The sequence below is a fragment of the Stenotrophomonas muris genome (assembly GCF_052751275.1).
Map to the genome: position 1 here is coordinate 2,556,981 of NZ_CP199879.1, position 18,891 is coordinate 2,575,871.

The window sequence follows — 18,891 nt, forward strand, 5'->3', positions numbered from 1 at the left end:
ATCTGTTGATGAAAGCCCTTGTCCGTCGAAGTGCAAGCCTCGTCCTGCTGCTCGCGGCGCTGCCCGCCTTCGCAGTCGAAGCCGCCAGCGCGCAGAAGCCGATCGCGGTGCAGATGTACACCCTGCGCAATGCCGGCTCGCTCGAGCAACAGTTGAAGATCGTCCACGATGCCGGTGTGCACGCGGTGGAAACCGTCGGCACGCAGAACGTCAGTGCCGCGGAACTGAAGCAGCTGCTGGACCGGTATTCGATCAAGGCCATTTCATCGCATGTGCCGCTGGCCGAGCTGCGCAGCAACCTGGATGGGGTGGTGACCTTCAACCGGTCGATCGGCAACACCACGCTGGTGGTGCCGTACCTGGACAGGAAGGAACGCCCGAGCGATGCCGCCGGCTGGACCGCCCTGGGACAGGAACTGGGCCGGATCGCGAAACAGGTGCGCGGCAAGGGCATGCGCCTGGCCTATCACAACCACGACTTCGAGCTGGTCGACTTCGATGGCAGGACCGGGCTGGAACTGCTGTTTGCCGCCGCCGGCCCCGACCTGCAGACCGAGCTGGACCTGGCCTGGGTCGCGCGTGCGGGCCTGGACCCGGCGGTGATGCTGGGAAAGTTCCGCGGCCACGTATTCGCGGTACACGCCAAGGACAATGCGCTCAAGGGCCAGGCCGAAGACGAAGGCGGATTCGCTGCGGTCGGCCAGGGCGTACTGGACTGGAACACGATCCTGCCTGCTGCGAGGGGCGCCGGCGTGCATTGGTACATCATCGAGCACGACCAGCCACGCGAGCCGGCCAAGGTCGTCCAGGCCGGCGCCGACTATCTGCGTGAACACCTGACCACCAATACGCCTGCCCGTGCGCGGCGCTGACGCATCAAGGAGCCCCACATGAAAATGATCCTGGCAATGGCGGTGGCCCTGGGCGGCATGAGTGTTGCGACAGCCGCCTGGTGCAAGGGCGACCCGGCTGCGGGAGCAAAGCTCTACACCGCGAACTGCGTGGCCTGCCACGGCGCCGATCGCGCGGGCATGCCGGGCGCGTTCCCGACACTCACCGACATCGGCAAGCGCATGGCACCTGCACAGATCAAGGAAAAGATCAGCAAGGGCGGCGGCCTGATGCCGCCCTTCTCCCAGCTGTCACAGCAGGAGATAGACGATATCGCCAGCTACCTGGCGAAGTAAGCGGCCGGCGGCCACGCCAGCCGCATGCCACTACAGCTCGCGCACCCAGATGTTGCGGTAACTGACCCTGGAGTCATGCTCCTGCAGATAGAGCGGCGCACACGCGTGGGGCGAATACGAGGGCGCCCCGATGTACTCGGTCTTGCCTGCCAGCACGGTGTCATCCTGCACCAGCACGCCGTTGTGCAGCACCGTGATGCGCGCGGGCGACACAAGCCCACCGCCCACCGAGAAGCGCGGTGCCTTCCAGATGATGTCGTAGGCCTGCCACTGGCCAGGCGCGCGCGAGGCATTCACCCGCGGCATGGCCTGCTTGTAGATGGAGCCCGCCTGGCCATTGGCATAGGTCGGGTTGTTGTAGCTGTCGAGCACCTGCAGTTCATACAGTTCCTGCAGGAAGATCCCGCTGTTGCCCCGGTTCTGGCCGTCGAAGCCCTTCGTGTCAGTGGGCGTGCGCCACTCCACATGCAGCTGGACATCGCAGAAGCGTTGCCGGGTGCGGATGCCCTTGCTGCCCGGAACGACGGTCATGGCGCCCCCGGCAACCTTCCAGGGCACGCGTCCGCCCTGCTCCGATTCCCACGCGGAGACATCCTTGCCATCGAACAGCACGATCGCGTCGGAGGGGGCTTTGCCTGGCGGCGTGGCCACGACAGCGGGCACGGGGGTCCACACTTCGGTCTTCTTCGGGTCGCGCGCAGCGTCGGCACTGTCCTGCGCGAATGCAGATGCAGCGGCCAGCAGGCCAACAGTGATCAACGCAGGGCGGATCATCAGGGTGGTGTCCATCAGCTGGTCCCCCACGCGGGCGTACCGGGGACATAGGCGAGGTCGCCGTCGTAGCGGCCGGGCACCGCGACGTACTGCAGCACGCCGGTCGCCCCGACCTTGGAGGTGAAGAAGCCGAAGATGGCCAGCTGCTTGATCATCGTGAAGTAATGCGGCATCGCCTCGCCCTCTTCAGGCGTACCGGTCTCGGTCACGTCGGCAGAGCGCGCCTTGGCTTCGGCGTCCAGCGTTCGCAGCAACTGGGTGCGGGCTTCCGGCGCAAGCGCCACAAACCGGCCGCCGGCGCGCTTGTCGATATCGACCAGGCCTGCCCGGAACGTTGCCTGCTGCCGGGCGGTGTAGCAATCGCTGACGAAGGTCGCCATGAACAGGCCGGCGCCGGCATCCTTCGCCCCTGGCGTCCGGGTCCGCGGCAGGATGGTCTCGGCGATCTCGTCCAGCGTGCCGATGTCGGCATCGGAGAACAGGGTCTTCACCGGTGCCGCAGCGGCGTTTCCCTGCGCGAGCGCAGGCAGGCCGACCATGGCCGCGCCGGTGGCGGCAACGATCATCTTCAACAGTTCGCGGCGATCCATCAGAGGTTCCCCGCTTTCAGTTCGCGTACCGCGTGGTCGGCCGCGCGCGCGGTCAGCGCCATATAGGTCAGCGAAGGATTCACGCAGGCGCTGGAGGTCATGCAGGCACCGTCGGTCACATAGACGTTGGGCGCATCCCAGACCTGGTTGTGCGCGTTCAATACCGAGCTCTTCCGGTCACGTCCCATGCGTGCGGTCCCCATCTCGTGGATGCCCTTGCCCGGGGCATAGTCGTGGTCGTGCATCTTCACGTCCTTGACGCCAGCCGCCTCCAGCATCTCGGCAGCATCGGCGGCCATGTCCTTGCGCATCGCCAGTTCGTTGGCGCGCATGGACACGTCCATCGCCAGCACCGGCAGCCCCCATTTGTCCTTGCGGTCGTGGTCCAGGCGGATCGTATTGTCGTGGTGCGGCAGCATTTCACCGAACCCGGTCATGCCGATGCGCCAGTCGCCCGGTACGGTCAGCGCCTCCTTCAGGTCGGCACCGATGTTCAGCTCGGCGATCTCGCGCGACCAGCCGGTGCGGCTGGCACCGCCCTGGTAACCGAACCCGCGCAGGTAGCCGCGCTTGTCGGCCGCGACGTTGCGGAAGCGCGGAATGTAGAAACCGCACGGACGGCGGCCGAAGTAGTACTTGTCTTCGTAGCCCTCGACCCGGCCCGAGGCGCCCGCACCGAAATGATGGTCCATCACGTTGTGCCCCAGCTCGCCCGACGAAGAACCCAGTCCCCCCTCCCACACATCGGTCGCCGAGTTCATCAGCAGCCAGGTCGAATTGAACGACGATGCATTGAGGAAGATGACCTTGGCGGTGTACTGGTAGGTCTGCCCGGTCTCGGCATCGATCACCTCCACGCCGCGCGCACGCTTGCGATCCTTGTCGTAGAGCACTTCCTTGACGATCGAGAACGGCCGCAAGGTCAGGTTGCCGGTCTTCATCGCCGCTGGCAGCGTCGCCGCCTGGGTCGAGAAATAGGCACCGAAGGGACAGCCCAGGATGCACTTGTTGCGGTACTGGCAGTTCACGCGCCCCTGCTCGGGCATCGGCTGGGTGATGTTGGCGGTGCGCGAGTGGATCATGTGCCGCGTTCCGCCGAAGGCCTTCTTGATCCGCGCGGCCACGTCCTTCTCGACGATGTTCAACGGGATCGGCGGCAGGAACTCGCCGTCCGGCAGCACGTCCAGTCCTTCGCGCGTGCCGGCGATGCCGGCGAACCTCTCTACATGGTCGTACCACGGCGCGATGTCGGCATAGCGGATCGGCCAGTCGGTGGCGATGCCATCCTTGAGGTTCGCTTCGAAGTCCAGGTCGGAAAACCGATAGCTCTGCCGGCCCCACATCAGCGAGCGCCCGCCTACGTGGTAGCCACGGAACCAGTCGAAGCGCTTGGTTTCGATGTAGGGTGAGTCCTGCTCGTTGGCCCACATTCCTTCCAGGTTCTCGGCCAGGCCGTAGTCGCGCATCAGCACCGGGAAGGCGGCCTTCATCGCCTGCGTCGGCCGGTTGCGATGCGGGAAGTCCCACGCTTCCTTCATCGCATTGACGTAGTCCTTGACGTGCTCGATGTTGCGCCCGCGTTCCAGCATCAGGACCTTCAGGCCCTTCTCGGTCAGCTCCTTCGCTGCCCAACCGCCACTGATTCCCGAGCCAACAACAATGGCGTCGTAGTGATTATCTGCCATGGTCTCTCACCTGGGTGGATATCGTTTCAGACGTCGCAGAGGCGGATCGCCTCGCGCAATGAGGCAACGGGATCGGGCGCTGCAGGCGTGAATTCCTGCGCCAGATACCCCTTGAAACCGGTGTCGCGGATCGCGCGACAGATGGCCGGATAGTGGAGCTCCTGCTGGTCTCCAATCTCGTTCCGGCCCGGCACGCCTGCAGTGTGGTAATGCTTGAAGCAGGCGTGATGCTTGCCGATGGTGGCGATGATGTCGCCCTCCATGATCTGCATGTGGTAGATGTCGTAGAGCAGGCCGAAGTTGTCCGAGCCGAGCCGCTGGCACAGCTCCACGCCCCAGGCCGAGTGATCGCACAGGTAGTCGTGGTGATCGACCCTGGAGTTCAGTAGCTCCATCACCAGCACCACGCCGCGCTTCTCGGCATGCCCGAGGATGCGCTTGAGGCCCGCCTCGGCATTGGCCATGCCGTCCTGCGGGTCCATGCCGTTGCGATTGCCGGAGAAGCAGATGAGGTTGCGGTAACCGGCATCGGCGACCAGGTCGATGTGCCGCGTGTAGCGCTCCACCAGCGGGTCGTGGAATTCGCGGCCGGCAAAGCCCTTGGTCAGGCCCAGCTCCGCGCCATTGCACATCGAGCTGTAGACGCCGTTCGCCTTCAGCGTGGGCCAGTCTTCCGGGCCGACCAGGTCGATGGCGGCGAAGCCGATGTCCTTCACCGTCGTGCAGAGCTGGGCGACCGACAGCTGCGGGAAGGTCCAGCGTGCGACGGAGTGCTTCAGGTTGCCCTTGAGCGCTGCGGTGGCGGCGAATGCAGGCAACGCTCCCGCAGTACCCAGGGCTACGCCTCCAGCAACCGCCATGCGCAACGCATCACGCCGCGTGAGGCCCGTCGCCGGAGCCGGTCTGATCGAATGGATGGACATCCACCTGCCGGCCTCCCAACCGGTATCAAACGCAACGATTCACAGCAATGCAATCGATTGCACCATAGGGGAGGAAATTGCCTGTTTGCAAGTCGCGGCGCACGAAAACTGATGCTGCGGAGCACAATGCCAACGACATCGCGCAGAAAGAAAAGCCCCGCATTGGCGGGGCTTTCTTTTCTAACCAAATCAGTCGCCTGAGATGAAATCTACTGGTTTTTTGCTCAAGCGAGCGAACAAAATCAGTACTTCTTCAACGCCCCGAGCCTATGCATTGGCCCTTTTCTCGGAAGCATTGAATGATCACTGGGCGTTCGTAGGCTCACGAACCATATCAACCAGTTCCTGGATGTCTTCGTTCTGCATCCGGGTGCACCCCGCCGCCAGGGCCCAGCCCTGCCTCGGAGACGGCGGATTGCAGAACTGCATAGCTCGCGACGGCGAGCGACAGTAGTCAACCAAGCCAAGGCTTCGCGAAACGCGTACGCATCAGCTTTTTCCGATGACCGACTCAGACGCCGTCACAGTCACCACCTGCATTGGCTAGTCGGATAACTTCACGCAGGGAACCCTGGATGTCCGCCACTGAGCTGCAAATGTTCTCGGGCGCCACGTCGAACTTTGCAGGGCCGGCCCGACGCTTGAAAGCAGCAAATTCGGACATGCATTGCCCTGCCAGCTTCTTGGCATCCAGCTTCGACGCGGCCTGAACCACTGAATTGCCCTGCGCAGCGAGGTAGCACTTGTAGTCCTCTGAAAGCGCTCCATCCATACGGAATCGCGACAGTTCAACCAAGTGCAGAGGAGCGGCAGCACTCCTGCTGCCCCCTATCAAGGCGAGACCAAGCTCAGCACCGTCTGCTCCTGCACAAGCATATGGCGTCTGAGAGCACAGTGACTTGCTCTCGGAACTTTTGTGCACCACCAGCGAGGCAAGAATAGAGTGTTCGGCCATCTCAATGTCCGCCGCGAGTCTCTCTGACAGCGGACGGGCAGCTAGCGAGGACCCAAATTGAGCACAAAAGACGAAGCACGAAATCAGTGCGGTGGTTTTCATCGACTCACCAGAAACGTCGGAAAGGCGCGCAAACTGACACATCCTAACTCTCCACTCCTGCTCGGGGGCGAATCAAGAACAGCACTCTCGCGCAAAAACTTGAGAAACTCATCGAAGACAACGCTGCCAGCCAGGCACGGCTCGGAGAGCAACCTAACCAAAGCTTAGAGCTCGTGACGTCGAGCGAAAGTAATCGGTCAATCCAAGGCTTCGCGATTAGCGAACGCTTCAGCTATTCGTCTTCGTCACCTGCAGCCTCAACGCTATTGTTGATGAACTGGAGTGCCTTGCGGTGCTCTTCAAGGACCGTGTCGTGAGCGGGCATTCCAGGACGAGCAACCTTAGAGAAGGCATGAATGACCTCCTTAACTTCCTCGTATCGCTCCAACCGAAGCAAGCAATCCACCAATCCAGACGCGACCAACACATCGTGAGGACGAAGCTTCTCAAGCCCACGAAGTGCCCACAGGGACAACTCAGTATCATCGCTCCGAAACCCAATCCCAACAAGAAACAACCACGCGGCGTCACAAGCAGGTTCGCGCCTTACAAGATTCAAAAGGTGGTAACGCGCGCCATTGTCGTCACCCGCCTCAAGCATCTTGGTAATTTCATTAATATCCATCAAGATCGCTCTGCTTCATTAACTTCTGACACCGATAGGGAACGCACCCAAGCATGCAGCGCGCCAAGTTCCCACCCCAGACGCCCGGCTGATCGAAATCACCCTTAGCGCGCGTGCAGGTAGTCTTACAGCCCTGAATATGGCTTTGGCAATCAGCAATGAAGTCATCGTCATCTCCGTCGGCACACGCAGATCTGATCAATGCAACAGCCATCTGCGACGCTGGGCTATTCGGATTCAGAATACCGTTCGGACCAACCCCCAGCATCTCACCCGCCTTAAGAGCATTCCTAAGGCTATCGCTGTTGAACTTTGGACCAAAATCCCAATTGCCGTTCGGATTGCTGAGGTCGCCCCCATTGTACGCCCCAGCGGCACCCGGGGCGCCCGTGACCACGGGGGGCGGGGGCAGTAAAGGAACTGCCTGCATCCCATCGGGGTCAACTGATGCGAGCGGGTTGCCCTTCACGTAGCCGTAGGTGCTGATTCCCCCCTGCAATCCGAGCGGGTCTGACGTCACGAAGCGGCCACTGGCGGGATCGTAGTCACGCTGAACGTTGTAGTGAAGGCCGCTTTCAGCGTCGTATCGCTGCCCAGGGAAGCGCATCGCGAACTCAAAAAGCGTGCCGTCCTGGTCCGGATCGTCGTTTGGTGCCGTCGCACCGAACGCTTCCCCCTTCAGATCCCAACTCCAAACTGCGACGTCACGGGCTGGGTCAACGACAACGCGAGGGGTGCCCAGATGATCCGGCTGAACGTAGTAGAGCGCGCTACCCTTCAGCAATCCGACTGGCAGGTTGTCCAACCAGATCACCTGCTGACGCGCAATACCCGCCTGGTCGTATTCCCCCAGCCATTGCCCGCGCTCATCGTAAAGACTCAGTGCTGAGGCACCTCCGGCCTTACGGGCTATCTGCTGGCCAAGATCGTTGTAATGGTATTCCGCAGCAACTGTGCCGTTTCGCTTTACCGCACTCAAGCGCCCCATTGCGTTGTAAGCAAACTCGCGCTCCACGCCTTGGATCGAAAGCGTGTTGCCAGCCGCATCGTAGGCACGCGACACGCCCCCGACGCTTTGCAGGCGGTGACTGTCTGACGGATAGACGTAGGCTTGATCAGCTCCATTGACCTTCGCAGACATGCGATTGCCCGTGGCGTCGTAGGAGTAGCTGTCGATGATCGAGCCAGTGGCCGCATCCTTGAAAGCAGTCAATCGGCTCAAGGCGTCGTAGGTCAGCGATACAGACGCTGCCCCAGTCCCGCCGGCGGTGAGGCCGGTCAACTCGCCCACAGCACTGAACGAGAAGGCTGCATTCAGTGCTCCCGAGCCACTGCCGATCAACGCCGACGGACGGTAATCCTGGTCAACGTCTCGCGTCAGTGTACGCCCGTTGCCGTAGGCCCAGCCCGCAGAGGGGCCGAAGGGATGGCGCTTTGCACTGGAAAGTAACACGACACGAGCAGCGCCCGGTCGAGTCACGCCGATCTCGGTGACCATGCCGGCTGCATCTCGCTTGTAGTCCGCTACCGTTCCGTCAGGATAGGTGACAGAACGAAGTCGGCCAGCATTGGTATAGGCATAGCTGACGCCTACGCTCTGCCCCGATGACGTCTGCACCTTGCGCGTCACATTTCCGGCGCGATCGTAGCAATACTGGGTTTTAGCGCCGTCATCCTGCATGGATGAGAGGCGCCCGCTTGCAAACGACTCACCAGCTGAGCAGATGTCCTCGACTTGGTCATACACGTATGACGCAACAATCGCTTGGTCCCCATAAACCTTGCGCACCACGCGCCCCAGGGCATCGTATATGTAGCTGCTAGCCGTGCCATTGGCGTCAACCTGCTTCGCCGGCTGCCCTGCACTGTTGTAACTGGCAGTGGTTGCGCCCGTGTCAGGACTCTGGCGGCTCAACAAGTCACCCAGCCCTGAATAGCCGTAAATGGTCGCCAGGCCTTTGGGATCGACAACCTTGGTGGTCCGGCCTTCGACGTCATACTCGTATCGCGTCTCGACCGCCAACCCGGCAACATCCTGAAGCACCCTGCTGGGCCTTCCATAGGGATCGTAGTCAAACTGTGTCTTGCGCTTCAGGGCATCGGTGATGAGCTGGACGTTGTTCGCCAGGTCATAAGTAAAGTCGGTTGAATTCCCCGCTGCCGTCTTCTGGGACACCAGTTGCCCCAACTTGTTGTAAACGCGAGAGAGCGAACGCTTCAGTCCACCACCTGCGTCGAACACCTCCTCTTTGGTGCGATTGCCTGCCACATCGAGGGTGTAGCGAATGTGGTTGCCGGCCCCGTCATTGATCTGGACGAGACGGTGCGCATCATCGTAGGTGTAGCTGAGGGATACTCCGTCGGGGTCAACAACCGATGCGACATTGCCTGTCGCATCATAGGAAAGGGAGGTCACTCGATCGTTGGTAGACGCAGTTCCGTCCACGCTGCTCCGCTCGGTTATCGAGGTGAGCTTGCCTCGAGTGGAATAGCCAAAATCATGGATCGTGCCGGTCGCGTCTCGAAGGCGGCTGACACGTCCATTTCGGTCGTAGGCCAGCCGTGTCGTCACTTGACCCAAGGCATTGGTCTCGGTCTGAAGGTCACCAGCGCGGTGGCAGGAGCCCCCGAGAACGCCGCAACCCGACTCATCCGCGGTCAGGTAGTAGCTGTACCCGGTAACGTCCTGAACATCGGACCGCGGCCCGTCTTCGGCAAGGACAAGACCGACTTGCGGGCAGTGGGTGGCATCCACCGCCGAGCAGTAGGCGGTGGTCCATTGACGAACCCCAGCGGGTGCATTGGTTGCAGTTCCGCACACATACCCGACCGCAGCCGAATTGGCAGGATCCACCTCGCACCGCGCGACCTCCAGGCCCAACGCGTTGTACTTCCATGAGCTGCTGGAAACGGCCACGCCCGCAGAGTTCTTTACCACCCGACTAAGGGGCGAACGCAGTGCGCTATCCCACGTGGTCGTCGTGGTGCGCTGCTGGGGGGTGTCGGCGGCGTCAACCTGTTCGGCCAGCAACCCGTCTGCCGTGTAAGTGGTCCTTGTAGTGATTCCCTTGAAGTCCGTGACCGACGCCGGGTAGCCGTTCACGTCATAGGTCATGGCCTTGTAGGGTTGGTTGCATTGGTCACCGCAGGCGGCCGAACCGCCCGCGGGCATCAGACGCCCCTTTCCTGTATCCACGAAGCCCAACTTGGAAGTTGCTCCGAGTGGCCCCTTGACAGTTACTGGCAGCGTTCCCTTCCACGTGGAAGCGGCATAGTCCAGGGTTGTGGTATCAACGCCGCCGGCGAACTCCGCGTGATAAGCGCGATGGGTGTAGTCGAATTTGATGGTCTCGTAACGGACGCCTTTCTCATCCACAATCCCTGTGAGGAAGGACGTGCCTGCGACAGTGGGGCTGTTGGCTGTTTCGTTGTAGATGTAGCCCTTGCTTGTGGCGTCCGGATAGGTCACCGAGGCAAGCTGTCCTGCGGGGTTGTAGCCAAATGTTTGCGATGCACCGTCTGGCAACATCATCGTGGTCAATCGCGATGAGGCATCATACTTAAAGCTCAACGTGCGCCCGCTGGCGTCGCCAACGGTCAACAGGAGTCCAGCGACTGGCGCCACGTCCGCCGGCGTGGTTGCGTCCGAATACTGCAAGGACAGAAGCTTCTTGCCAGCAGCGTCGTAGACTTCCTTCAGCAAGCCTGTCGCATCGTAGATTTCGGTTTGGCGGTTCGCCGCCAACTGCAATGCATAGCCGGTGCCCGCCTCTCGATCAACGAGCACGTCTGCGACATCGGCGTCGACAGTCCAGCCGCTTGAGGTTCGAGTGAACCGCTCTGAACTGCCATCCGGCCGAATAGCACGGATGAACGTGTATTCTCCGGCCGCTCCAGTATTGGAAGCTAGCACCTCAAGTCGCCGATCAAACAGGTGGCGCCACTGAGGCCCCAAGGAAGAACCCGGAGCACGGGGAGAACTGTTGTAGAACCGCCGGAACATCAGGCCTGACGGAGATTCGAAGTCGGTTTCCTGCCGGTAAAAGTTGCCGGTAGACGTATTGATCGGATCGCCCTCAAACGGGCTCCCTGGGTCACGGGCATTGGCCTTTGAAGCACTGTCAGCAGCACCACGAGCCCCGGTTCCATCGGTTGCAGAGCCAAGCCCGGCTGAACAGCGTTTCTGACACCCTCCGAAATTCTTCTGAGGCTGTCCAATCAATATCTCGGAAGCAAAAACATTGTCACTTGCACTCCCGTTGACGTAGATCGTCGCCGCCCAGCCATCGTTGCCGTATCGCACGGTAACAACGGGCGGCTTGGTGCACTTAGGGTCCTGTTGGCAAGGGGCTTGGATCTTCCCGACCAGGAAGTTGACCGCAGCGCCGACGCTCTCAAACGAGCCAACCCCGCGGAACGACTGGACCTTATAGGGAGGGCCGTAGTAGGTGGCTGCACTTGCAGTCGATGTACCGCCTAATGCTAGGCAGAAGGAGAGAATTGCGGCAGCCTTGTGGCTGCGCAGGGGCATTGCAAATGCCATTGGTACACACTCCATGTGAAAGACAACTGGCAAGTCCGGCCAAAGGATTCCATCCGACATCAGTCCTTAATGCGCGGAACGAACATCTTGTCCCCCCAACCTTGCTGGGGATGGGCAAATCCTAGAGCAAGCTAATGACAGATTTTGTGCGACAAGACAAGCTTTGGAGAAGCACACCGCAATTGAGCATAGGCCCGCGGTAACCGTGTCCACAGGGTGTGCGACAGCCACGCGCCAGCTCGTTGGGCTTATGCCTGTCCTTCGCACGCCGTATCAAGACCCGACGAAGCCATGCACCAGCGATGGGCTCGAGCAGACGGCTTTCCCGTGCCGCTCTCCATTCTGATTCGCTATGGTGTGTCGCCAGTCATCCATCAACACCCTGCCGCAAGTAGAAGGTTAGATCACGGCTGGATTCTGCCTAACGAAAAAAAGGCCCCCATCCACAACGATGAGGGCCTCTATCAACACTAAAACCGTCAAGTAGGAATCAGAACGGAATATCGTCGTCAGCGAAGTCGTCCATCGGCGGCGCCTGCTGCGGCTGCGGGCGCTGGTTGCCACCCTGGTTGCCGTAACCCCCGCCCTGGTTGCTATAGCCGCCGCCCTGGCCACCACGCTGGCCACCACCGCCGCCACCGTACTCCTGGCGCGGCGCCTGCTGGCGCTGCGGACGATCGCCGCCGTAGTTGCCACCACCACCGCCACCGCCGCCTTCACCGCGGCCGCCCAGCATCTGCATTTCATCGGCGATGATGTCGGTGGAGTACTTCTCCACGCCGTCCTGGCCGGTGTACTTGTCGTAGCGCAGGCTGCCTTCGACGTAGACCGAGCTGCCCTTGCGCAGGTACTCGCCGGCGATCTCGCCGAGCTTGCCGAAGAACACCACGCGGTGCCATTCGGTGCGCTCCTGCTGGTTGCCATCCTTGTCCTTGCGGACGCTGGTGGTGGCCAGGCTGATGCGGGTGATCGCCATGCCGCCCTGGGTGTACTTCACGTCCGGGTCGTTGCCGAGATTGCCGACCAGGATGACTTTGTTGATGCCGCGCGCCATAGGTACCTTCGTCCGTTGTCCAGGGGCAGACCGCCAGTGATAGCACAGCCCCGGGCGGGGTGCAGTACGCTGAGCCGCCCCTGGTGAAATTTGGGGGAATGCGAGAACGACGCATCTTACCATTGCCGCCGCCTTCCGCCCGGTCAGGAGACCCCGACCGCAACGAAGGATCACGCTGATTTCCTTGTCCGGCAATGACTTACCTGTGCCCAGGCCGACGTTAAGAGGGGCATTCGCGTCTGCGCATGGCATCATGCCCGGGCACCTCCCACCTGCCCGCTCCGCCCACACATGACGATCAAAGGCAAAGCCACCTCCCTGGACATCGCCCACCTGGCCGGGGTCTCCCAGCCGACCGTGTCGCGGGCCCTGCGTGGCAGCCCGATGGTCAACGCCGAGACCCGTGAGCGCATCCTGCGCATTGCCCGCGAGCTGAACTACAAGGTCGACAAGAACGCCTCCAGCCTGCGCCTGCGCAACGCCGGCACGCTGGCCCTGCTGTTCTTCGAGGACCCGACCAACGACGACTCGCTGATCAACCCGTTCTTCCACTCGATGCTGGGCTCGATCACCCGCGCCTGCGCCCTGCACGGGCAGGACCTGCTGGTCTCGTTCCAGCAGCTGTCCACCGACTGGCAGGCCGATTACGAGGACAGCAACAAGGCCGACGGCATCATCCTGCTCGGCTACGGCGACTATCACGAATCGCGCGACCGCCTGCAGCGGCTGGTCGAACAGGGCACGCACTTCGTGCGCTGGGGCGCCGCCCTGCCCGGCCAGCCCGGTGTCTCGATCGGCAGCGACAACTTCCAGGGCGGGCATGACATCACCACCCACCTGCTGCAGCAGGGCTGCCGCCGCATCGCCTTCCTCGGCCATGCCTCCAGCCACTACCCCGAATTCCAGGAGCGCTACCGCGGCCACGTCGCGGCTCTGCAGGACCACGGCCTGGCCCCCGAACCGGCGCTGCAGCACGATGCGATCACCACTGAAGCCTCCGGCCAGGAAGCCTGCCAGGCCCTGTTGGCGCGCGGCGAGCCGATCGATGCGATCTGCGCGGCCAGCGACCTGATCGCCATCGGTGCGATGCGCGCCCTGCGCGAGGCCGGGCTGCGGGTGCCGCAGGACGTGGCGGTGACCGGCTTCGACGACATCCCGCTGGCCGCTTCGGTATCCCCCGCGCTGACCACGGTGCAGCAGGACACCAAGCAGGCCGGCCAGCTGCTGGTGGAACGCCTGCTGGCGCTGATCGGCCGGCAGCCGGTGGACAGCCAGAGCATCCCGGTGAAGCTGGTGGTGCGCGAATCATCCCTGCGCGGGTAAGGCGCCGCTGGGCCGGCGCGCTGGCCAACGCACGACGGCGGGATTCTCCCCCCATGACCAACGGCGGATGCGCACGGAGGCGGTAGCGCGGATAACGCGCAGACATTGCCCATGGAAAGGTGTACGTCGCATGCTGAAGATCGATTCGCTGTCCAAGACGTACGCCAACGGCGTGCATGCCCTCAACAACGTCACCCTGGACATCCCGCGGGGCATGTTCGGCCTGCTCGGCCCGAACGGCGCCGGCAAGTCCTCGCTGATGCGCACGCTGTCCACCCTGCAGGAGGCCGACAGCGGCACGGTGACGCTCAGCATTCCGGGCGAGGCGCCGATCGACGTGCTGCGCGACAAGGACGCCGTGCGCCGTCGGCTGGGCTACCTGCCGCAGGATTTCGGCGTGTACCCGAAAGTCAGCGCGCTGGACCTGCTGGAGCATTTCGCAGTGCTCAAGGGCCTGACCCAACGCGCGCAGCGCCGCGAGGTGGTCGATGGGCTGCTGCAGCAGGTGAACCTGTGGGATGCCCGCAAGCGCAAGCTGGGCACCTACTCCGGCGGCATGCGCCAGCGCTTCGGCATTGCCCAGGCGCTGCTGGGCGACCCGCGGCTGGTGATCGTCGACGAGCCCACCGCCGGCCTCGACCCGGAGGAACGCAACCGCTTCCTCAACCTGCTGGCGGCGATCGGCGAGAACGTGGCGGTGATCCTGTCCACCCACATCGTCGAGGACGTGACCGACCTGTGCCCGACGATGGCGATCATGAACAAGGGCCAGGTGCTGCTGACCGGCCGCCCCAGCGAAGCGATCAACGCCCTGCAGCACCAGGTCTGGCGCAAGCAGGTCGATCCTTCGGAGCTGGCCGACCATGAAGCGCGCTACGTGGTGCTGTCGACCCGTCTGGTCGGTGGCCGCCCGGTGATCCATGTGCACAGCGCCAACGACCCCGGCGACGGCTTTGCGGCCGTGGCTCCCGACCTCGAAGACGTGTACTTCCAGCGCCTGCGCCTGCAGGCCCGTGCTCGCGCAGCAGCCTGAGCGGAGCACGCCATGATCCTCGATTTCTTCCGTTTCGAGCTGCGCGAGCAGCTGCGTTCCCCGCTGCTGTGGCTGCTGGCCGGGCTGTTCGCCCTGCTCGCCTTCGCCGCTGCGTCCAGCGACGCCGTACAGATCGGTGGTGGCAGCGGCAACGTGCACAGCAACGCGCCCACCGTGATCGCGCAGATGCTGGGCATCTTCACCCTGCTCGGCATGCTGGTCACCGCCCTGTTCGTCAGCAATGCGCTGCTGCGTGACTTCGAACTGGGCACCGCCGAGCTGATCTTCGCCAGCCCGGTGAAACGCCGCGATTACCTGGCCGGCCGCATCGCCGCCGCCTTGGCTACCGGCCTGCTGTTCTGCCTGCTGGTCGCTTTCGGGCTCTGGCTGGCACCGTTCATGCCCTGGGTGGACGCCGAGCGCATGGGGCCGATCAGCTGGCAGGGCTATGCCTGGAGTTTTGCGGTCATCGTCATTCCCAACCTGTTGTTCACCACCGCGCTGCTGTCATTGCTGGCAGCGGTCACGCGTTCGATCCTGTGGGTCTACATCGGGCTGGTGGCCTACCTGGTGCTGTTCGGCGCCAGCGCGGCGGTGCTGCGCGACATCGACAACACCTGGCTGGCGGTGCTCAGCGAGCCTTTGGGCATGCGCGCCCTGTCGCGCACCATCCGCTACTGGTCCACCGCCGAGCACAACAGCGGCGTTCCCGGCCTGGCGGGCTACCTGCTGGCCAACCGTGCCCTGTGGCTGGGTGTGACGGCGCTGCTGTTCGCCGCCACGTTCGCCCTGTTCCGCACCGAGCGCAGCGGCAGCGGCCGTCGTCGCTGGGGCCGCCGGCAGGCGCAGCCGGTTGCCGACGCCGCCGCCCTCCGGCCCAACCGCACCCCGTTGCCGCGCGTGGTACCGGCATTCAGCGCGACCACCGCGTGGCAACAGTTCCTGCGCCAGGTGCGCTTCGACACGCGCGGCGTCCTGCGCAGCGTGCCGTTCATCGTGCTGCTGGTGCTGGGCCTGGCCAATTTCCTGCCCAACGCGCTGTTCCGGCAGACCCTGTACGGCACCTCGATCTGGCCGGTCACCTCGCAGATGATCATGGGCCTGCAGGGGGCCTTCAGCTGGCTGCTGGTGATCATCGTGCTGTTCTTCGCCGGTGAGCTGGTGTGGAAGGAACGCAGCGCGCGCATCAACGAAGTGACCGATGCCATGCCGGTGCCGAACTGGGTACCGCTGCTGGCCAAGTTCACCGCACTGCTGGCAGTGATCATCTGCTTCCAGGCCGCCGGTGCACTGGCGGCGATGGGCGTGCAGCTGGTCAAGGGCTACACCCACCTGGAGCCGCTGCTGTACCTGCGCAGCCTGGCGCTGGACTCGGTGATCTACATCCTGATGGGGGGCCTGGCACTGGTGCTGCAGGTGCTCACCAACAACAAGTTCGTCGGTTACGCGCTGCTGATCGTGGTGATGATCGGCCAGGGCGTGCTCGGCATGCTGGACTACACGCAGAACCTGTACACCTTCGGTGGCTGGCCCAACGCTCCCTATTCGGACATGAACGGCTACGGCCACTTCCTGCCGGGGCAGCTGGCGTTCCAGGGCTACTGGGCGCTGTTCCTGCTGACCCTGATGTGCCTGGCATCGGCGCTCTGGGTGCGCGGTGTCAGCCAGGGCCTGCGCCAGCGCCTGGCCCTGGCCGGCCGCCGCCTGCGCGGCCCGACCGGCGTCTTCGCCGGACTTGCGGCATTGGCCTTCGCCGGCGTGGGCAGCTGGCTGTACTGGAGCACCAATATCCGCAACGAGTTCATCTCGCCCGACCAGCAGCTGGACCTGCAGGCCCGCTACGAGCGCGAGCTGTCGAAGTACCGCACCCTGCCGCAGCCGCGCATCGTGGCGGTGGACAACCGCGTGGACCTGTTCCCGGAATCGCAGTCGATGGTGATCGATGCGAACTGGACGGTGCGCAATACCCATGCCACGCCGATCCAGGACGTGCATGTCTCGATGGGCGATGACAAGCAGCTGGTCGACGTCGACCTGGGTGGGCAGACGCTGTCGTTGCACGATGCCGATCTCGGCTACCGCATCTACCGCCTGCAGAAGCCGCTGCAGCCGGGCGAAACCCGCAGCGTGCATTTCCGGGTGGTGCAGAAACCCAACGGCATCACCGCCGGGCTGGCGCCGAGCAACATCGTGGACAACGGCACCTTCTTCAACAGCCGCGTGCTGCCCTCGTTCGGCTACAACGAGGGCGCCGAGATCAGCGACCGCAACGAGCGGCGCAAGCGCGGCCTGGGTGAGCCGCGGCGCATGCCCAGGCTGGAGGACGACGCCGCGCGTGCCAACACGTACATTGCCAATGATGCCGACTGGCTCGACTTCCGCACCACGGTCTGCACCGCACCGGACCAGGTGGCGCTGGCCCCGGGCTACCTGCAGCGCGAGACCACGGTCAACGGCCGGCGCTGCTTCAGCTACGCCATGGACCGGCCGATGCTGAACTTCTATGCCTATCTATCGGCACGCTGGGAGGTGCGCAAGGCGAAGTACAAGGACATCCCGATCGAGGTCTACTTCGATCCGGCGCACGGCTACAACGTGGACCGGATGATCGAGGCGGTGCAGAAGTCGCTGGCCTATTACGAGGCGAACTTCACCCCGTACCAGCACCGCCAGGTACGCATCATCGAATTCCCGGGCTATGCCCGCTTCGCGCAGTCGTTCGCCAACACCATCCCCTATTCCGAGGCCATCGGTTTCATCGCCGACCTGCGCGACCCGGACAAGGTGGACTACGTGTTCTACGTGACCGCGCACGAGATCGCGCACCAGTGGTGGGCGCACCAGGTGATCGGCGCCAACGTGCAGGGTGCGACCGTGCTGTCCGAATCGCTGTCGCAGTACTCGGCCTTGATGGTGATGGAGCAGGAATACGGCCGCCAGCACATGCGCCAGTTCCTCAAGCGCGAACTGGATGGCTACCTGTCCGGCCGCGGTGGCGAAGCCATCGAGGAACAGCCGCTGGAACGCGTGGAAAACCAGCAGTACATCCACTACCAGAAGGGTTCGCTGGTGTTCTACCGCCTGCGCGAGGAAATCGGCGAACAGGCGCTGAACCGTGCGTTGAAGCGCTTCCTGCAGGACAAGGGCTACCAGCAGCCGCCGTACACCACCTCACGCGAGCTGCTGGGCTACATCCGCGCCGAGACCCCGGCCGACCGCCAGCAGCTGGTCACCGACCTGTTCGAGAAGATCAGCTTCTACGACAACCGGGTGATGGCCGCCAGCGCCCGCAAACGTGCTGACGGCCGCTACGACGTGACCCTGGACCTGCATGCCGCCAAGCAGTACGCCGATGGCAAGGGCAGGGAGAGCGACGCGAAGATGGATGACTGGGTCGAGATCGGCGTGTTCGCCACCGGGCCGTCGGGCAAGGAACGCGACCAGAAGGTGCTGTACCTGCAGCGCCACCACATCACCAGCGCCGCGCCGAAGATCACGGTGACGGTGGATGAAAAGCCGAACGAAGCAGGCTTCGATCCCTACAACAAGCTGATCGACCGGGTGAGCGATGACAACCGGCGCAAGGTGACGATGTGAAGCAACGGGGCGCCGGCCGATGTGCCGGTGCTCCGCGCGACGCGTGCGGGCTTGGCTTGGCCTTGCTGTAGTGCCGAGCCCTGCCCCGCACACCGTCCACGACAACCGCGAAGGTTCAGCGCACCGGGGCCTTCGGCCCCAGCAACGCCAGCAGCACGAAGACCACGATCGAGGCGACGGTGCCAAGCACCGCCGGCAACCCGAATGCCCACGCCGGACGGCCCTGCTGGCGCGCCCACTGGCCCAGATGCCAGGCCGCCCCCAGGTTGATCAGCCAGGCAATGGCGAACACCGGCCACAGCACCATGCCCACCGCACGCAGAACAGGCATGGACACCAGTGCGGCGACGATGGCCGCGATCAGGAAGACCAGTGCGGAGCGGGAATGGCGTGATCGTGCCGGTGCGTCGGCGGGTGATTCGCTGAATTCCATGGAGAGTGCCTCGATCCCGATGTAGTCCAAAGGGGATCACGTACGGTGCCCGAAGGGAAGCTCTCTG

At 63.3% G+C, this 18,891-nt stretch carries 14 protein-coding genes; 5 read left to right on the top strand and 9 right to left on the bottom strand.

Translation table 11 applies throughout. The features are described 5' to 3' along the window. Nucleotides 1-8 precede the first annotated feature (8 nt). Together ACUVWL_RS11875 and ACUVWL_RS11880 are read left to right on the top strand one after the other, a co-directional pair. Nucleotides 9-872, top strand: a complete 864-nt coding sequence (locus ACUVWL_RS11875) for a sugar phosphate isomerase/epimerase family protein (protein WP_032961528.1) — start codon at nucleotides 9-11, stop codon at nucleotides 870-872. Between the two features lie 18 nt (nucleotides 873-890). Continuing rightward, a complete protein-coding gene (locus ACUVWL_RS11880) occupies nucleotides 891-1,187 on the top strand; it encodes a c-type cytochrome (RefSeq protein WP_445978372.1) in 297 nt (98 codons plus the stop codon). Nucleotides 1,188-1,217: 30 nt separating this feature from the next. Here ACUVWL_RS11880 and ACUVWL_RS11885 read toward each other — a convergent pair whose 3' ends face one another. The 8 genes from ACUVWL_RS11885 to ACUVWL_RS11920 all read right to left on the bottom strand — a co-directional run bounded on the left by ACUVWL_RS11885 (nucleotide 1,218) and on the right by ACUVWL_RS11920 (nucleotide 12,438). Further along, entirely contained in the window at nucleotides 1,218-1,976 is a 759-nt protein-coding gene (locus tag ACUVWL_RS11885; protein WP_046429464.1) for a 3-keto-disaccharide hydrolase, read from the bottom strand. Beyond that, nucleotides 1,976-2,551, bottom strand: coding sequence for a gluconate 2-dehydrogenase subunit 3 family protein (locus tag ACUVWL_RS11890; protein ID WP_014646300.1), 576 nt, complete (start codon nucleotides 2,549-2,551; stop codon nucleotides 1,976-1,978). Before ACUVWL_RS11890 ends, ACUVWL_RS11885 begins: the two co-directional genes overlap by 1 nt. Continuing rightward, nucleotides 2,551-4,236, bottom strand: coding sequence for a GMC oxidoreductase (locus ACUVWL_RS11895; RefSeq protein ID WP_046429409.1), 1,686 nt, complete (start codon nucleotides 4,234-4,236; stop codon nucleotides 2,551-2,553). Before ACUVWL_RS11895 ends, ACUVWL_RS11890 begins: the two co-directional genes overlap by 1 nt. Before the next feature lie 26 nt (nucleotides 4,237-4,262). Next, nucleotides 4,263-5,159: a hydroxypyruvate isomerase family protein gene (locus ACUVWL_RS11900; RefSeq protein WP_049404955.1), complete on the bottom strand. Its 897-nt coding sequence runs from the start codon at nucleotides 5,157-5,159 to the stop codon at nucleotides 4,263-4,265. Between the two features lie 511 nt (nucleotides 5,160-5,670). Next, nucleotides 5,671-6,216, bottom strand: a complete 546-nt coding sequence (locus ACUVWL_RS11905; RefSeq protein WP_160314160.1) for an Imm57 family immunity protein — start codon at nucleotides 6,214-6,216, stop codon at nucleotides 5,671-5,673. Between the two features lie 232 nt (nucleotides 6,217-6,448). Continuing rightward, entirely contained in the window at nucleotides 6,449-6,841 is a 393-nt protein-coding gene (locus tag ACUVWL_RS11910) for a hypothetical protein (RefSeq protein ID WP_152906969.1), read from the bottom strand. After that, nucleotides 6,831-11,384, bottom strand: a complete 4,554-nt coding sequence (locus tag ACUVWL_RS11915; protein ID WP_445978373.1) for an RHS repeat-associated core domain-containing protein — start codon at nucleotides 11,382-11,384, stop codon at nucleotides 6,831-6,833. The genes ACUVWL_RS11910 and ACUVWL_RS11915 overlap by 11 nt, the downstream gene beginning before the upstream one ends. Nucleotides 11,385-11,874: 490 nt before the next feature. Next, nucleotides 11,875-12,438: a single-stranded DNA-binding protein gene (locus tag ACUVWL_RS11920; RefSeq protein ID WP_126411816.1), complete on the bottom strand. Its 564-nt coding sequence runs from the start codon at nucleotides 12,436-12,438 to the stop codon at nucleotides 11,875-11,877. Nucleotides 12,439-12,729: 291 nt separating this feature from the next. On the opposite strand from ACUVWL_RS11920, the gene ACUVWL_RS11925 reads away from it, so the two are divergent. The 3 genes from ACUVWL_RS11925 (at nucleotide 12,730) to ACUVWL_RS11935 (ending at nucleotide 18,391) form a co-directional block, all read left to right on the top strand. After that, nucleotides 12,730-13,761, top strand: coding sequence for a substrate-binding domain-containing protein (locus ACUVWL_RS11925; protein ID WP_049441119.1), 1,032 nt, complete (start codon nucleotides 12,730-12,732; stop codon nucleotides 13,759-13,761). 130 nt (nucleotides 13,762-13,891) lie between these two features. Further along, the gene (locus ACUVWL_RS11930; RefSeq protein WP_046429400.1) at nucleotides 13,892-14,794 is read left to right on the top strand and encodes an ABC transporter ATP-binding protein; all 903 of its coding nucleotides are present in this window, start codon (nucleotides 13,892-13,894) and stop codon (nucleotides 14,792-14,794) included. A 12-nt stretch (nucleotides 14,795-14,806) separates the two neighbouring features. Next, nucleotides 14,807-18,391 carry an ABC transporter permease/M1 family aminopeptidase gene (locus tag ACUVWL_RS11935; RefSeq protein WP_445978374.1) on the top strand — a complete coding sequence of 1,195 codons (3,585 nt, stop codon included), beginning with the start codon at nucleotides 14,807-14,809 and terminating at the stop codon, nucleotides 18,389-18,391. Nucleotides 18,392-18,506: 115 nt separating this feature from the next. Here ACUVWL_RS11935 and ACUVWL_RS11940 read toward each other — a convergent pair whose 3' ends face one another. Beyond that, a complete protein-coding gene (locus ACUVWL_RS11940; protein WP_049404961.1) occupies nucleotides 18,507-18,824 on the bottom strand; it encodes a hypothetical protein in 318 nt (105 codons plus the stop codon). Between the last annotated feature and the right edge of the window lie 67 nt (nucleotides 18,825-18,891).

Excerpts from the sequence above, each read along its gene's own strand:
- ACUVWL_RS11875 (WP_032961528.1), top strand. The coding sequence starts at position 9 with ATGAAAGCCCTTGTCCGTCGAAGTGCAAGCCTCGTCCTGCTGCTCGCG.
- ACUVWL_RS11880 (WP_445978372.1), top strand. The coding sequence starts at position 891 with ATGAAAATGATCCTGGCAATGGCGGTGGCCCTGGGCGGCATGAGTGTT.
- ACUVWL_RS11885 (WP_046429464.1), bottom strand. The coding sequence starts at position 1,976 with ATGGACACCACCCTGATGATCCGCCCTGCGTTGATCACTGTTGGCCTG.
- ACUVWL_RS11890 (WP_014646300.1), bottom strand. The coding sequence starts at position 2,551 with ATGGATCGCCGCGAACTGTTGAAGATGATCGTTGCCGCCACCGGCGCG.
- ACUVWL_RS11895 (WP_046429409.1), bottom strand. The coding sequence starts at position 4,236 with ATGGCAGATAATCACTACGACGCCATTGTTGTTGGCTCGGGAATCAGT.
- ACUVWL_RS11900 (WP_049404955.1), bottom strand. The coding sequence starts at position 5,159 with ATGTCCATCCATTCGATCAGACCGGCTCCGGCGACGGGCCTCACGCGG.
- ACUVWL_RS11905 (WP_160314160.1), bottom strand. The coding sequence starts at position 6,216 with ATGAAAACCACCGCACTGATTTCGTGCTTCGTCTTTTGTGCTCAATTT.
- ACUVWL_RS11910 (WP_152906969.1), bottom strand. The coding sequence starts at position 6,841 with ATGGATATTAATGAAATTACCAAGATGCTTGAGGCGGGTGACGACAAT.
- ACUVWL_RS11915 (WP_445978373.1), bottom strand. The coding sequence starts at position 11,384 with ATGGCATTTGCAATGCCCCTGCGCAGCCACAAGGCTGCCGCAATTCTC.
- ACUVWL_RS11920 (WP_126411816.1), bottom strand. The coding sequence starts at position 12,438 with ATGGCGCGCGGCATCAACAAAGTCATCCTGGTCGGCAATCTCGGCAAC.
- ACUVWL_RS11925 (WP_049441119.1), top strand. The coding sequence starts at position 12,730 with ATGACGATCAAAGGCAAAGCCACCTCCCTGGACATCGCCCACCTGGCC.
- ACUVWL_RS11930 (WP_046429400.1), top strand. The coding sequence starts at position 13,892 with ATGCTGAAGATCGATTCGCTGTCCAAGACGTACGCCAACGGCGTGCAT.
- ACUVWL_RS11935 (WP_445978374.1), top strand. The coding sequence starts at position 14,807 with ATGATCCTCGATTTCTTCCGTTTCGAGCTGCGCGAGCAGCTGCGTTCC.
- ACUVWL_RS11940 (WP_049404961.1), bottom strand. The coding sequence starts at position 18,824 with ATGGAATTCAGCGAATCACCCGCCGACGCACCGGCACGATCACGCCAT.